At 36.4% G+C, this 12531-nt stretch carries 13 protein-coding genes; 6 read left to right on the top strand and 7 right to left on the bottom strand.

Annotated features, from left to right (window positions below; all coding sequences use genetic code 11):
* The first annotated feature begins 54 nt into the window (after positions 1-54).
* The 3 genes from ABDZ63_RS01670 to ABDZ63_RS01660 all read left to right on the top strand — a co-directional run bounded on the left by ABDZ63_RS01670 (position 55) and on the right by ABDZ63_RS01660 (position 2046).
* Positions 55-744, top strand: coding sequence for a phosphoribosylanthranilate isomerase (locus tag ABDZ63_RS01670; protein ID WP_343781349.1), 690 nt, complete (start codon positions 55-57; stop codon positions 742-744).
* A complete protein-coding gene (locus tag ABDZ63_RS01665) occupies positions 737-1708 on the top strand; it encodes a carbohydrate kinase family protein (RefSeq protein ID WP_343781347.1) in 972 nt (323 codons plus the stop codon). Before ABDZ63_RS01670 ends, ABDZ63_RS01665 begins: the two co-directional genes overlap by 8 nt.
* 113 nt (positions 1709-1821) lie before the next feature.
* Positions 1822-2046, top strand: coding sequence for a DUF3892 domain-containing protein (locus ABDZ63_RS01660; protein ID WP_343781345.1), 225 nt, complete (start codon positions 1822-1824; stop codon positions 2044-2046).
* Positions 2047-2097: 51 nt separating this feature from the next.
* On the opposite strand, the gene ABDZ63_RS01655 is transcribed toward ABDZ63_RS01660, so the two are convergent.
* The 5 genes from ABDZ63_RS01655 to ABDZ63_RS01635 all read right to left on the bottom strand — a co-directional run bounded on the left by ABDZ63_RS01655 (position 2098) and on the right by ABDZ63_RS01635 (position 5789).
* Positions 2098-2907, bottom strand: coding sequence for an RsiV family protein (locus ABDZ63_RS01655; RefSeq protein WP_343781344.1), 810 nt, complete (start codon positions 2905-2907; stop codon positions 2098-2100).
* Between the two features lie 274 nt (positions 2908-3181).
* Entirely contained in the window at positions 3182-3904 is a 723-nt protein-coding gene (locus ABDZ63_RS01650; RefSeq protein WP_343781343.1) for an amino acid ABC transporter ATP-binding protein, read from the bottom strand.
* A complete protein-coding gene (locus ABDZ63_RS01645) occupies positions 3897-4556 on the bottom strand; it encodes an amino acid ABC transporter permease (RefSeq protein ID WP_343781341.1) in 660 nt (219 codons plus the stop codon). The genes ABDZ63_RS01650 and ABDZ63_RS01645 overlap by 8 nt, the downstream gene beginning before the upstream one ends.
* Positions 4557-4583: 27 nt before the next feature.
* The gene (locus tag ABDZ63_RS01640) at positions 4584-5384 is read right to left on the bottom strand and encodes a transporter substrate-binding domain-containing protein (protein WP_343781340.1); all 801 of its coding nucleotides are present in this window, start codon (positions 5382-5384) and stop codon (positions 4584-4586) included.
* 210 nt (positions 5385-5594) lie between these two features.
* The gene (locus tag ABDZ63_RS01635) at positions 5595-5789 is read right to left on the bottom strand and encodes a hypothetical protein (RefSeq protein WP_343781339.1); all 195 of its coding nucleotides are present in this window, start codon (positions 5787-5789) and stop codon (positions 5595-5597) included.
* Positions 5790-6244: 455 nt separating this feature from the next.
* On the opposite strand from ABDZ63_RS01635, the gene ABDZ63_RS01630 reads away from it, so the two are divergent.
* Positions 6245-7132: a cation diffusion facilitator family transporter gene (locus ABDZ63_RS01630; RefSeq protein ID WP_343781337.1), complete on the top strand. Its 888-nt coding sequence runs from the start codon at positions 6245-6247 to the stop codon at positions 7130-7132.
* 235 nt (positions 7133-7367) lie between these two features.
* Here the strand turns inward: ABDZ63_RS01630 and mbcS are convergent, their stop codons facing one another.
* Positions 7368-8948: an acyl-CoA synthetase MbcS gene (gene mbcS / locus ABDZ63_RS01625; RefSeq protein ID WP_343781336.1), complete on the bottom strand. Its 1581-nt coding sequence runs from the start codon at positions 8946-8948 to the stop codon at positions 7368-7370.
* 172 nt (positions 8949-9120) lie between these two features.
* Here mbcS and ABDZ63_RS01620 point away from each other — a divergent pair, with 172 nt between their 5' ends.
* Together ABDZ63_RS01620 and ABDZ63_RS01615 are read left to right on the top strand one after the other, a co-directional pair.
* Positions 9121-9501 (top strand): RidA family protein, encoded by a 381-nt coding sequence (locus tag ABDZ63_RS01620; protein WP_343781335.1) that lies wholly within the window; start codon positions 9121-9123, stop codon positions 9499-9501.
* A gap of 639 nt (positions 9502-10140) precedes the next feature.
* A complete protein-coding gene (locus ABDZ63_RS01615) occupies positions 10141-11607 on the top strand; it encodes a catalase (protein WP_343781333.1) in 1467 nt (488 codons plus the stop codon).
* 191 nt (positions 11608-11798) lie between these two features.
* On the opposite strand, the gene ABDZ63_RS01610 is transcribed toward ABDZ63_RS01615, so the two are convergent.
* The gene (locus tag ABDZ63_RS01610) at positions 11799-12488 is read right to left on the bottom strand and encodes a Crp/Fnr family transcriptional regulator (RefSeq protein WP_343781332.1); all 690 of its coding nucleotides are present in this window, start codon (positions 12486-12488) and stop codon (positions 11799-11801) included.
* Between the last annotated feature and the right edge of the window lie 43 nt (positions 12489-12531).

Below are 12531 nucleotides of genomic sequence, written 5' to 3'. Positions count from 1 at the left end.
AATAGAAACTATAAAGTTAAACATAATAAACAATATAAAGGAGAGAATTAACGAATGAAGGTGCAAATTTATGAAATTCGATCAAAAGAAGATGCTATAAACGTCATTGAATCTGGGGCAGATCACATCGGAGTTCCATATGCCAAAAACCCTCAATACCCTGGCCACTTAACGTGTGAAGAGGCTAAAAAGGTTTTTGAAATCGTCCCATCTGATGTATTAAAAATCGGGTTAACTATATCTGAGGATGTTGATGAAATCATAGAAAATCTATCAATAGTGAAACCAGACGTCCTACATTTATCAGGTGATATAGAAGCAATAGCACCAGAACAAATCAAAACGATTAAACGTCATTGTAATGACTTGAAAATTATGCAAGCCATCCCAGTTTACTCTGGCATCCCATTAGAGAATCAAAAAGCCCTTAATTATGCAAAAGAGTATGAGTCCGTTTCTGATTATTTTCTAATTGATACAAAGTCAATGTCAGAGGAAGTAATAGGCGCTACCGGAAAAGTACATGATTGGAATATCGATAAAGCTATCATTGAATCAACTAATGTTCCTTGCATTATTGCTGGGGGATTATCAAGCGAAAATGTTGCTGAAGCCATACGAATCTCCAATCCGTACGGTGTTGATTCATTTACTTCTACTAACTACGATTCCCCTAAAGATGAAAAAAGAATTAAAGACCCTAGTAAAGTTAAAGCTTTCGTTAGGGCTGCTCAAAATGCATAAGAAAAATAAAACACAAAATGTCCTAGTCATTGGTGATGCTGGTGTTGATATAATTGTCCACTTACCTAAAATACAGAAAGATAATAAAACTGATTTTAAAGAACCATTCATCATTGGAGGTGGTACATCTGCCAATACAGCAGTATCACTGAAACGGTTAGGTATAAACACTTCCTTTCTAGGTACGATAGGCGATGACGCACAAGGGAAACAAGTAATAGATGACTTCAAAAACGAAGGGGTAAATATTGATCACCTCATCGTAGATCGACAAGTCAATACATTTTCCACATTTGCTTTTATTGATCCATTAGGAGAGAGACACCCTTTTATCTGGCCCAAAAATGATCTAGGGTTTCAAAAGTTAGACTTAAGCCAAATTGACGATAACGCTATTCATAATGCAACATGGATTCATTCATCAGGCATATCAATGATTGATGACACGTCTGCTCGCCATTCGATTATAAATATATTTAAACAAGCTAAAAAGAGGAGTATTCCGACATCATTTGATTTAAATTTAAGAGTAACGGACGAAATTGATCCAGATTATAAAAACGCAATCATCGAAACCATTAAGTATAGTGATTACGTCCTTGGCTCCGGTGAAGATGAATTTTACTATCTTCACCCACAAAAAAACTGGTTAGATAGTGCAAAACAGTTTTCTTCAAAAGATAGAGTCTTAATTGTTCGCATGGGAGATCAGGGGTCAATTGCTATCCAAGGTCCAAAGATTATAAAATCAGGGGCTTACCCTGCCAATGTCGTCGATACTCTAGGTGCAGGTGATACTTATAACGCAGGATTTATAGCATCCAGATTGATGAGGAACGACCTTTCCACTAGTTTATCTAAAGCCAATGCGGTGGCTGCTTTTAATGTCACAAAGAAAGGTGCACGTTCCTCTCCTACACAAGAAGAATTGGAACAATTTATTAATGAGCACACAAAACATTAAAGTTATTGTTTTATTTCTACCTCTTAAATCTTGTACCCAATAACTTCTAGAGCACAATAACTGTATAAAACACCCCCTCCACGCTAAAAATAACGGCAAGGAGGGGATCCGTGATGGCAATACAATTTGTCGCAGTTCGCCACAATGCAGATGGAGACATGACACATTTTAAAACAGCTGATGGGAATGTTTTAGACTATAATGAAGCATTGGCTTTAGTTGAACAAGGTGAAGTTAATGATGTTACAGTCGGAAAAGCACGAAACGGACGCACGACAATCCGAGGTGTTGCTGATGGTGATCCTAGCAACAACTTAGATCAGTTAGAAACATTTTAAACAAGATAAAGAGAGCCTATAATTAGGCTCTCTTTTCTCTGTAAATCTAAATTATAGATAGAAGTCTTGTCCAGTCTGATCTTCTAATTTAAGTCGCTCTAACCACTCTGATTTAAACAATTCCTCTACTGAACTGATTGGGATCTCAACCTCAGGTGTTCCCGCCACACCTGCTAACACTTCATACTTATTAAATTTAAAGACGATATCACCATCACGAACAAACATATTCTGAAAATGGTAATCAGTCTGTGATAACCAGCGTTCCATTTCATCTTCTAAAATATAGGCACTATACTGCTCAGAGTCTTTTAATTGTTGTTCAATTATTGAGAATAGTTCGCTCCTGGCTTCATCTGGATCAACAAATAAATCCGAGCGATTAACGAGTTCACCGTTTGATAAATCAACCATATATGCTTTACTCTTTTGATTAAGACTTGCGCCACCTGTAAAAGATTCCTCATTAAATATAACAGAGTATAACTGTTCATTAGCAGGCGCAATGTCAACTTTCAAACTTAAATTACCTGGCGTTTTTGAATCAACTCGCCCTAGTTCTTCAACTTCATGAAAGAATTGATTCATCACTTGCTCAACATAATCACCAAAAAACTCATTTAATTCCTCATGATCAAATACAGGAGCTTGAACAAACAGTATATAATCATCCGTTTCACGTGATACCGTTCTAATATTAATATTTGGATATTCTGTTTCTTCGATATCTCCAGTGTCATTGACGGTTTCTAAGGCATATACTGAAGAGCTCTCATCAAAATCAGGCGCAAAAAAGATCAAACCAATCAAATAGCTAATTAATAAAGATACTAAAAAGTAACGCACTGTCATCTTGCCCATTCCGACATAACTCCTTATAGTTAAGTTTACTATTATTTAGCCCTATAATTTGATTAATTATTCACTAAGAAATCGTGTACTTTAAAAAATCTAAAGATCAGAAAGCACCGACTTAAGTCGATGCTTTCTTTAACTAACTTTTAATCTTCTTTTGTATTCCTTTAATTTCTTTTCTAACTTTCTAAAACAACAATTACGCACCCATGTGGATTAAAAGTATTCCAATTCCACAAGATCCTGCCTCCAAAGCTTATAGCATTTGAATTATCATAAATTACAGTACTTTAGTCAAAAAGGTTTGAGCTCGTTTAGTCCTTGGTTTCTCAAAAAAAGAATTCGGCTCACTTTCTTCTACTATTTTACCTTGGTCCATAAAGATAATACGGCCTGAGACTTCTTTAGCAAAGCCCATTTCATGAGTAACAACAGCTAATGTCATACCAGAGTGAGCTAAGTCTTTAATCACCTCTAATACCTCTTTAACCATTTCAGGGTCAAGAGCTGAGGTAGGCTCATCAAATAACATCAGCTCTGGCTCCATTGCTAAAGCACGTGCAATAGCTACACGTTGTTTTTGTCCACCTGATAAGCTATTCGGAAAAGCATTGATCTTTTCAGTTAAACCTACTTTACTTAACAACTCTTCTGCTTTTTGATTCGCCTCCTTTTTACTAATACCTTTAACAGTCATCGGTGCATAAGTTAAGTTATCTAAAACACTCATGTGCGGAAATAAATGAAAGTGTTGAAACACCATTCCAATTTGTTCACGGACCTTAAGAATATTAACTTTAGGGTTTGTAATATCCTCATTATTAACATAAACATGACCTGAAGTTGGCTGTTCTAAAAGATTTAAACAACGAAGGAATGTTGATTTCCCAGAACCGGATGGACCTATGATCGTGACGACTTCTCCGTAAGAAATTGATGTATTAATATTTTGTAATACTTCATTTTCCCCAAAGCTCTTGTGTAATTGCTCTACCTTAATCACTTGCTCTCATCCTCCGTTCAATATACTTCCCGATTAATGTTAGTACCATGACCATGGCATAGTACAATAACCCAACAAACATTAGTGGCTCGAAATTACGATAAATATCTGATGCTACAACTTGTGCACGACGCATTAAATCTAAGTAACTAATAACAGATACTAACGCTGATTCTTTCGTTAACGTGATGAATTCATTCATTAAAGCTGGTAGGATATTTTTCAGCGCTTGCGGTAAAATGATTTTAATCATCATTGGGCGATACGGTATTCCTAACGCTTCAGCTGCTTCCTTTTGTCCTTGATCAACAGCTTGAATTCCAGCACGAATAATTTCAGAAACATAGGCTGATGAATTTAATCCAAACGTTAAAATCGCTGATAGAAATGGCGATATGTCATAACCAGTTAATTGTGGAATCGCAAAGTAAATTAACATTAACTGTAGTATTAAAGGTGTTCCACGAAATATTGATGTGTAAAAATCAGCAATCAATTTTAATACTTTATAACGACTAATCTTTATAAGTGCAATTAATGCCCCTAATATAAATCCAAATATAATGGCGATAATAACAAACTGTAATGTGACCCATACTCCTTCTAACATAAAAGGAATATAAGGCACGATTTGACTAAAGTCCAAATTCATGCCTTATTCACTCCAATCCCCTTAAAATTATGACTCATCCAACTCCCATTTTTCTTCAAGCTCTAAAATTGTACCGTCCTCAATAAATTGATCAATGACTTCATTTACTTCATCTTGTAAATCACTTCCTTTAGGAAACGCAATAGCCATACCAGGTGAGGCTTCAGTTGGATCTTCAAATCCAGCTAAATCCTGTTTTTCAATATAACCTTCTGCAACTGTCGTATCCATATAACCAACATCAATACGATTCGTTATTAATTCCTGAATAATATTAGTCGCCTCATCTACAGCATGAATTTCAAAGTCGTACTCTTCTTGTAAGATTTCAGCTCCTTCTTCTTGAATCGTTCCAAGTTGCACACCCACTGTCTTGCCTTCTATATCTTCAATGCTTGTAATATCTGAACCATTTTGAGTAATAAACATTTCTCCAGAACTATGATAGGAAGTTGAAAAATCAACATTTTCCTGACGCTCTTCTGTCGCAGACATTCCAGCCATCACCATATCAGCACGTTCACTTTGAAGAGCGCCGATCAATCCATCAAAGTTCATATCCTGAATTTCTAATCCATAACCTAGCTCCTCAGCAATCTTATGAGCTAAATCAATATCAAAACCAACAAACTCTCCATGTTCATTGATTGATTCAAACGGCGGGAAATCAGCTGAAGTTGCCATTTGAATCACTTGTTCACCACTAGGTGCTTCAATTTCTTCACTTGCCTCAGCACTACTTTCTGTCGGGTCTTCCCCTCCGCAAGCTACTAATGATACGAGCATAAAACCAAACAACAAAATAATTCCCCAATGTTTCTTATGCATTTCTATCCACTCCTTTGTATATTTATACGAATATATGCATATTAACACAAATAATTGAAGTTTTTAAAGTCTTTTTTGTATATTTATAAATTTAGAATATTCTGTATTTTGATAAATGTAGTAAATAGCGCTTTACCAATATAAAAAAAAGAGGCTGATAGGAAAATTCCCATCAGCCTCTTTCTTTATATATTTTTAGGGGGGAGTTACTTACATGTCTCCGTTTTCTTCATCTTCAGGATCGCCCATGTCATCATCTTCAGGGTCTCCCATGTCTCCATTTTCATCTTCTGGATCTTCCATATCAATGTCATCTTCTGGCATTGGATCTTCTTCAACATCACCACCACAAGCACCTAGTACTAAAGCTGAAATCATTAAAATGCTTAATAACCATTTTTTCATTTTCTTGCACTCCTTTTTAAATAGTGTAACTAGATTGTACTAGTCTAATACCCATTAAAACAATAACTATAAACCAACATTACAACATTGTAAGTTTTGATAAATTTGCGTAAAATTTTTAACCCATTTGTTACCTGCAGTAGTATAATTAACCTAAAACTTCAGGTTTATACATATCGATTGTAATTACTTTTAGTATGGGTTAGATTTTATAAATTATGACCGTTATTATTTGTTTTGCTTACAGAAAGGAAATTGTGCCATTTTAAGTTTATTGCAGTATGCTGTTAGTTAGTCCACACATTTTAAATCGTCTGTTCATATTAATTTTAGTATGTATGCATCATATGTTTAGTAAGCCTGAAGCTTCTTAACCTTTGTCAAAAATAGTTAGACTGAACCGTTTAATTATTGGTATGATAACAAATATAAACGATGAAAAAGTAGGTTGTTCTATGGAGAACCGTTTTAAAAAAGCACAATTCGCCTCAGTATTGGGAATTGTTGCTAATTTAATATTGGCAATTGTTAAAGGGATTGCAGGAGTCATCGGAAACAGTAAAGCGTTAATCGCAGACGCCTTTCATTCAGCTTCTGATGTGGTCAGTTCAATAGCTGTCCTTGTCGGCATTCGTGCAGCTCAGAAACCACCAGACCCTGAACATCCATATGGCCACGGTAAAGCAGAAAATATTGCAACGCTTATTGTCTCGATCCTACTTGTTGTAGTCGGGGTAGAAATTCTTCTAGATGCGATTTCATCCTTATTTGCTAATGATCAGTCTGAACCAGGTATGATCGCTTTATATGCCATCATTTTATCTTTAATTGTTAAAGAGGCTTTATTTCAATATAAGAAACGCCTCGGTGACAAAATAAACAGTCCAGCGATTATTGCTGATGCTTGGCACCACCGATCTGATGCAATCTCTTCATTAATCGCACTTGTTGGTATTGGAGCATCAATGCTCGGGAGTCATTACGGGTTGCCGTTTTTACAGTATTTCGACCCAATCGCAGGCGCTTTCATTGCATTATTAGTTATGTGGATGGGTTTTAAAATTGGCCGCGATGCTGTTAATGTAACATTAGAAACGGTTTTAGATGCAGGTCGAACGAAGAAGTTTGAAATGACCACAATGAAAGTGGGTGGAGTAGAGCGGTTAGATTTATTAAATGCTAGAACCCATGGATCTTATGTAATTATTGATGTCAAAATTAGTGTTGACCCTAATATTACCGTTGATGAAGGTCACAGTATTGCCGCTCGAGTTAAGGGGAAGTTAATGGAAGACCATCATGAAGTGCAAGATGTTTATGTACATGTAAATCCTTATCATTAAAGGTATTGAAGTTGGGATAAAAGGAATGAAGAGATATTATAATACGAACATTTGATAACTGTGTTATGTAACAGCTACCTGTAAGACTTTTATCAGCGCTCAAGGTTACTTTATCAGCGTTCAAAGCTCTTTCTAACGTAACACCATCAAAGCGCAAAAAATCCGAACGAATTCATTTACGATGAATCGTTCGGATTTTCTAATTATAGCTGATTTTGGCCCAAATTCTTTTATATTATAACTGTTTACTCATTTCTTTCTTCCTTAATTCTATTCGGCGAATTTTACCTGAGGTGGTCTTCGGCAATTCACTTATAAACTCAACTTCTCTCGGATATTTATATGGCGCTGTCAACTCCTTAACATGAGTTTGTAGTTCTTTAACAAACCCTTCACGACTTGAATCAACACCATCTTTAAGTACAATAAATGCTTTGACAATTGCTCCGCGCACCTCATCTGGACTTGCCACAACTGCACACTCTTGAACATCAGCATGCTTAACTAAAGCATCTTCTACCTCAAATGGCCCAATCGTATAACCAGAACTAATGATAATATCATCACTTCGACCTTCAAACCAAAAGTATCCATCACGATCTTTACTCGCTTGGTCACCTGTTAAATAATATTCACCACGATAAGTTGCACTCGTTTTCTCAGGATCTTTATAATACTCTTTAAACAAAGCTGGTGTTGACTGATGAACAGCAATATCACCTACTTCACCTTCTTTAACAGGCTCACCATCTTCATTAATCACCTCTACTATATTTCCAGGAGTCGGTTTCCCCATCGATCCTGGGCGTACTTCCATACCTTTTGTAATCCCTACTAAGAGCGTATTTTCTGTTTGGCCATAGCCATCTCTTACAGTAAGATCGAAATACTTTTCAAACGTATCAATGACCTCACGATTTAATGGCTCCCCAGCTGAAACAGCACTATGTAATTGACTCAATTCATATTGCTCTAATCCATCAACCTTAGCCATCAAACGATATTCAGTTGGCGTGCAACATAAAACATTAACACTATATGTTTGTAATAGCTTTAAATATTTAGTTGGTGAGAATTTACCTTGATATACAAAACCAGTCGCACCTGAACCTAAAACGGATAAAAACGGGCTCCACAACCATTTTGCCCAACCAGGACCAGCTGTTGCCCATACTAAGTCTTTTTCATTAATTCCTAACCAGTTCGATGCAGCTGTTTTTAAATGAGCATAGCCCCAACCATGTGTGTGAACAACCCCTTTAGGATTACCGGTTGTACCTGACGTATAAGATAAGAAAGCTGTGTCATCACGTTTTGTATCAGCCGTCTTAAATTCAGTAGGTGCATGCTCCATTAATTCATTCAAATTAGCCCAACTATCTCGTTCCTCTCCTAACACAAACTTCTTAAGCTCACTAACTTTATTAATTTTCTCAAATTCAAATGTATACGGTGCATAACTAACAACCGCTTTCACATCACCATGTTGAATACGGTATTCTAAATCTTTAGCACGCAGCATTTCAGAGCTTGGAATCACAACAAGGCCTGCTTTTAATGCTGCTACATACACTTCATACGCTTGAATCAATCGTGGGATCATCACTAAGACTTTATCGCCTTTGTTTAAGCCTTGGCTAACAAAAACATTCGCTAATTGATTCGCTCGTTTAAACAATTGTGAATACGTTATTTCATCTGTGTTACCGTTATCATCTGTCCAAATAACAGCTTTTCGATCTGGGTCTTTTAAAAATTTCTCAAACTCATTAACGATATTATAATTTTCTGGTGCGATTAGTTCTTCTCTTTTCATCCTATGATCCCTCCTACAGCCTCTTATATGTCTGATTATATCAAATTTTCTAAATTTTAAAACCGTAATTTTATGATTTCTTTACCCTAATAGGCTTTACTTTTATCAAAAAGATTTAATATGTTAAGAAATTTTTGCTAATATAGAGTTAACTGAAAGGAGAGATTAATAAATGAAGAAAGTTTACTCAACTGATCAAGCACCTGCTGCTATTGGCCCTTATTCACAGGCTGTCGAAGTGGACAATACGGTATACATTTCTGGACAAATTCCACTTAATCCAGAAACAATGGAAGTTGTCAGTCAAACGATTGAAGGACAAACACATCAAGTGATGAAAAATGTTGGCGCGATACTAAAAGAAGCAGGCTTAGATTATAAAGACTTAATTAAGACAACGATTTTACTAGATTCAATGGATGATTTTGCAACAGTCAATGACATTTATGCAAGTTATTTAGAAGAGCCTTACCCAACACGCGCTGCATTCGAAGTAAGTCGTTTACCAAAAGATGTAAAAGTTGAGATTGAAGGAATCGCAATGCGCGGATAAACTTTGTGACTGGGGAAAAAGGAATGAAGTGTTGTTAAAATACAAACCTTCGAAACCTTATACAAGACGGTCAGTTACCCGAGCGTATTATTTTATCAGCGCTCGAAAGTTTTTTATCAGCGTTCGCAGGCTTTTTATCAGCGCTCGAGACTAGTTTATCAGCGCCCAGCTACTTTTATCAGCGCTCAAACTAGTTTATCAGCGCCCAGCTACTTTTATCAGCGCTCGAGACTAGTTTATCAGCGCTCAGCTACTTTTATCAGCGCTCAAACTAGTTTATCAGCGCCCAGCAACTTTTATCGGCGCTCGAACTAGTTTATCAGCGCTCGAGACTTTTTGAAAGTCGCGAGCGCGAAACACAAAGATCCGAACGAATTCACCTACGATGAATCGTTCGGATTTTCTTTTATGATAACTAATTTTGTCCAAGCATATTATTAGCCATAGTGTCTTATAAATTGTATCATAGTAACAAATCTATTATTTTTAAATATTCAATTAAATCTTCAAACCCTTTACACACCCTATTTAACGTGTGTTTTTAATTTATGTTTATTTATAATCATTTTAATTTACAAAGCAATATAAATTAGTTATTATTATAATGTGTTACTTAATTCTTAAAGGGAGGAATTAATTATGTCTCAAAACAAGAACCGTCTAACAACATCAAGTGGCGCTCCAGTTGGCGATAATCAAAATTCTATTACAGCTGGACAAAGAGGGCCAACTTTAATTCAAGATGTGCATTTACTAGAAAAGTTAGCACACTTTGACCGTGAACGTATTCCAGAGCGTGTTGTGCACGCAAAAGGTGCTGGAGCATTTGGTTATTTTGAAGTCACAAATGATGAAATTGCTAAGTATACAAAAGCTGATTTCTTAAATGAAAAAGGTAAACGTACACCAATGTTCATCCGCTTCTCAACAGTTGCTGGTGAGCTAGGTTCTGCTGATACAGTACGTGACCCGCGTGGTTTCGCTGTTAAATTTTACACTGAAGAAGGTAACTACGACTTAGTAGGTAACAATACACCGATCTTCTTCATCCGTGATACGATTAAGTTCCCAGACTTCATCCATACACAAAAGCGTAACCCACAAACTAATTTAAAAGATAAAAACATGGTTTGGGATTTCTGGAGTCATTCACCAGAAGCACTACACCAAGTCACTTATTTACATGGTGACCGTGGTATTCCAGCTACTTACCGTCATATGAATGGTTATGGAAGCCATACTTATAAATGGGTAAACGAAGAAGGGGAAGCTTACTGGGTGAAGTATCACTTCGTAAGTGACCAAGGCGTTAAAGCATTAGATGTTGATGTAGCTGATGAGTTAGCAGGTACAAACCCTGACTATCACACTGAAGATCTATTTAACTCAATTGAGAATGGTGACTATCCTTCTTGGACTCTATACGTTCAACTTATTCCTTATGAGGACTTCAAAGATTATAAATGGGATATTTTCGACGTAACGAAAACAGTAAGCAAAGAAGATTACCCAAGGATCGAAGTTGGTAAAATGGTATTAAACCGTAACCCAGAAAACTATTTTGCTGAAGTTGAGCAAGCAGCTCTATCTCCAGCACACCTAGTTCCTGGTATTGAAGCATCACCAGATAAAATGTTACAAGGGCGCTTATTCTCTTATTCAGATACACAGCGTTACCGTTTAGGTGTTAACCATGAACAACTACCGGTTAACCGCCCTATTAATGAGCAGAGCAACTATCAGCGCGGTGGCTATATGCAATACGGTCAACACGGAAGTAACATCAACTATGAGCCAAATAGTTATGATGATGCACCTAAGGAAGACCCATCAAATAAAGTCAATCCGTTTGATGTTGAAGGAGAAGTTGCGCAAACACCTTATCAATCTGATGACCATTACACTCAAGCAGGTGACTTATACCGCTTAATGAGTGATGATGAGAAAACACGTCTAGTACAAAACGTTGTTGATCACTTAGGTCAGTGCACAATGGAAGAAGTTAAACTTCGTCAAATCGGACACTTCTACAAAGCTGACCCAGATTACGGTAAGCGTATTGCTGAGGGATTAGGCTTAGAAGTACCTGAAGAAGTTAAAGCATAACCACTTTATTTACCTACCATACCTACCATAGTAAACCCCCGTTCATTGAAATGAACGGGGGTTATTTAATAGTTTCATAGATTTCCTACTTCTATTACTTCACCAAAAGTTATACCCAGGTGAACCTAGTGGTGCATCTTGAATCAGTTCAATAACTGGAATCGAATATTAAAGGTGCTCTAGCACTTTACTCACAGCTCTTGATAACTCTTAAGATCATCCATGTCATATACAATAATTTCAGTACGGTTATAAGATATGACACCGTCTTTTCTCAATTTATTAAATGTTCGATTAACCGATTCACGTGTGACACCAATCATATTAGCCAAATCAGTATTCGTAATTGGAATATTGACATAAATTGAGTCATCTTGGCGATTTTTACCCATTTCTTCAGTTAAACGGATCAATGTTGATACCGTTCGTTCAAACACAGTTTGAGTACTCATTTGTTGAATTCGCTCTTGTAGATCTAATATTTTCCTACCCATAACATGCATTACTTTAATCGAAATGTGAGGTTTTTGAAGTAACAACTGTTCAAACGCCTCAATAGGAACAGCTATTAGATTAAGATCTGTTAACGCTTCAGCTGTTGCTGGATTTGGTGTATTGTCAAAAAAACCGACATGCGGGAACATTTCATCAGAGTGGATTAAGTTAATAACTTGTTCTTGACCATTAGCACTCACTTTAAAGACTTTAATCAATCCAGATATGACAAAATAAACAGCCTCTCTTCTTCCACCTTCTCTAAACACAACTTCTCCTTTTTTGATACTTCGATGTTGTGCAATTCTCCCTACTTCTTCTAATTCCTCATATAATAAATCCTCAAAGATTGGAAACTGTCTAAAAAACGTAACAGAACAAGCCATGATGAACGCCCCTTTAAAACTTTAAGCCTATCACTATTATAAG

Origin of the sequence: Alkalibacillus silvisoli (assembly GCF_039521975.1) — a bacterium.
GTDB classification, from domain to species: Bacteria; Bacillota; Bacilli; order Bacillales; family Alkalibacillaceae; genus Alkalibacillus; species Alkalibacillus silvisoli.
The sequence above is the reverse complement of the archived record's forward strand: the minus strand, read 5'-3'. Positions and strand labels throughout refer to the sequence as shown.

What these genes read in the sequence shown, in the direction of transcription:
- ABDZ63_RS01670 (WP_343781349.1), top strand. Translation starts at nt 55, where the DNA reads ATGAAGGTGCAAATTTATGAAATTCGATCAAAAGAAGATGCTATAAAC.
- ABDZ63_RS01665 (WP_343781347.1), top strand. Translation starts at nt 737, where the DNA reads ATGCATAAGAAAAATAAAACACAAAATGTCCTAGTCATTGGTGATGCT.
- ABDZ63_RS01660 (WP_343781345.1), top strand. Translation starts at nt 1,822, where the DNA reads ATGGCAATACAATTTGTCGCAGTTCGCCACAATGCAGATGGAGACATG.
- ABDZ63_RS01655 (WP_343781344.1), bottom strand. Translation starts at nt 2,907, where the DNA reads ATGGGCAAGATGACAGTGCGTTACTTTTTAGTATCTTTATTAATTAGC.
- ABDZ63_RS01645 (WP_343781341.1), bottom strand. Translation starts at nt 4,556, where the DNA reads ATGAATTTGGACTTTAGTCAAATCGTGCCTTATATTCCTTTTATGTTA.
- ABDZ63_RS01640 (WP_343781340.1), bottom strand. Translation starts at nt 5,384, where the DNA reads ATGCATAAGAAACATTGGGGAATTATTTTGTTGTTTGGTTTTATGCTC.
- ABDZ63_RS01635 (WP_343781339.1), bottom strand. Translation starts at nt 5,789, where the DNA reads ATGAAAAAATGGTTATTAAGCATTTTAATGATTTCAGCTTTAGTACTA.
- ABDZ63_RS01630 (WP_343781337.1), top strand. Translation starts at nt 6,245, where the DNA reads ATGGAGAACCGTTTTAAAAAAGCACAATTCGCCTCAGTATTGGGAATT.
- mbcS (WP_343781336.1), bottom strand. Translation starts at nt 8,948, where the DNA reads ATGAAAAGAGAAGAACTAATCGCACCAGAAAATTATAATATCGTTAAT.
- ABDZ63_RS01620 (WP_343781335.1), top strand. Translation starts at nt 9,121, where the DNA reads ATGAAGAAAGTTTACTCAACTGATCAAGCACCTGCTGCTATTGGCCCT.
- ABDZ63_RS01615 (WP_343781333.1), top strand. Translation starts at nt 10,141, where the DNA reads ATGTCTCAAAACAAGAACCGTCTAACAACATCAAGTGGCGCTCCAGTT.
- ABDZ63_RS01610 (WP_343781332.1), bottom strand. Translation starts at nt 12,488, where the DNA reads ATGGCTTGTTCTGTTACGTTTTTTAGACAGTTTCCAATCTTTGAGGAT.